This window comes from Bacillus sp. S4 (assembly GCF_040838205.1).
In the GTDB taxonomy this organism is placed as follows: Bacteria; Bacillota; Bacilli; order Bacillales; family Bacillaceae_G; genus Bacillus_A; species Bacillus_A cereus_U.
This window is the reverse complement of record NZ_JBFPJI010000478.1, coordinates 1-1,796: the sequence shown is the minus strand read 5'-3', so window position 1 is coordinate 1,796 and position 1,796 is coordinate 1. Positions and strand designations below refer to the sequence as shown.

Genomic DNA, 1,796 nt, shown 5'->3' with positions numbered 1-1,796 from the left:
AATTATAACGCACAGTTTATATTTAGTTTAATTGTAATTTATGCGATATATATTTTTGTGTATAACGTGCTTGGGAAAGTTTTTTTGAGTACTATCTTGACAAGCATTTTGCTAATCATTTTGGCTATTGTAAATCACTTTAAAATTGTTTTTAGGGGAGACCCACTATATCCTTCTGATTTTACACAGATTGGACATATGCAATCTGTTATACCAATGGTGATGGATTATTTTAGTTGGGGTTATATTCTTCTCGTTATTGTAAGTGTTGTTGCCTGTATTTTAGCGGGTATGTATATAAGGAAATATATTCAAAATGTAAAAGTTCATGCAGGCGTACGAGTTCTATTTATAATAGGATCCGTTTTTGTTTTATATGCGTATGGTAATTTTACGAATACGTTTATGAATAAATGGTTTCAAAAGTCAGGTATAGAGTTCGTTTTGTGGAATCAAAATGAAAATTATGCTTCGAATGGTTTTGTGCTAGGCTTTATAAGTAATTTGGATACGACAGTCATTGAAAAGCCGAAAGATTATTCAAAAGAAAATATGCTTCAAATAGCAAACGATATAAAAAAACAATATAGCAGCAATATAGGGGCGCAGAAGCAAAAAGAGAAACCGAATATTATTTTTGTAATGAGTGAATCGTTTTGGGATCCAACGAAGTTAACGAATCTGTCCTTTAGTGAAGATCCTTTACCTAATTTGCATCATTATATAGAAAATTTTCCTGGTGGACAAACTATTTCTCCTACATTTGGAGGAAATACTGCGAACGTTGAATTTGAGGTATTAACGAGTTATTCAATGAGTTTGTTAAAACCAGGCTCTATACCGTATCAGCAAGTTGTTACAAATAAGAAAGAAGTTCCATCTATTACTCGAGAGTTAAAAAAAGAAGGGTATTACACAAGTGCAATTCATTCATTTGGTCGCTCATTCTTTAAACGGGATGATGTATATAGAGTGCTAGGCTTTGACAAGTTTAATGCGCAAGATACGATGGAGAATGTAGAAGTTGATGGAGATTATATTAGCGATTTATCTATGAGTAAAGAGATAATAGCTGAATTAGAGAAGCAAAAACAACCTACTTTTATTCATGCGGTTACGATGCAAAATCATTTTCCATTTACAGAAGGAAGATTTGGCGAAAATCAAATAGAAATTAGTGGTTTAGACAATGAAGAATCGAAGGCTGAATTAGAGACTTATACAGAAGGTTTAAGACGTTCAGATGAAGCTCTTCAATATTTAATAGAGGAGCTAGATAATTTAGATAGATCTACACTATTAGTATTTTTTGGTGATCATCTCCCATCACTAGGAACAAATAAATCTCTTTATAAAGAGACTGGTTATATAACGAATGAAAAAACGCCAAGTGAACGATTAGCGATGACACAAACGCCGTTATTAATGTATGCAAATTTTGATATACCAAATGACAATTTAGGCTTAGTAAGTCCAATTTATTTTTCAAATCTTGTCTTTGATTATGCTGGATTAAATAAGGTACCGTTCTATCAATTTTTATCGAAGTTATATGAAGAAATTCCTGTACTTCGTGACGAATTGAGGATAGGAAAAGACGGAGAAGCAATAAAAAGTTTAACAGAAAAACAAAAAGAAATGTTAAAGCAATATGAGCTTATTCAATATGACTTACTCGTCGGAAAGCAATATAGTAAGGATATATTATTTAAATAAGCGAAAAAAAGAACTTGTATACGATACAAGTTCTTTTTTCATAGTATTTAACGGGATAACCAGACAAGCTAGGTTTAGGG

Annotated in this window: 1 protein-coding gene; it reads left to right on the top strand. The window is 31.8% G+C overall.

Annotated elements, in window-relative coordinates; genetic code table 11:
* Positions 1-1,716: LTA synthase family protein (locus AB3X48_RS21805; RefSeq protein WP_367959937.1), on the top strand; the 1,716-nt coding region annotated here is incomplete at its 5' end.
* Positions 1,717-1,796: the final 80 nt, after the last annotated feature.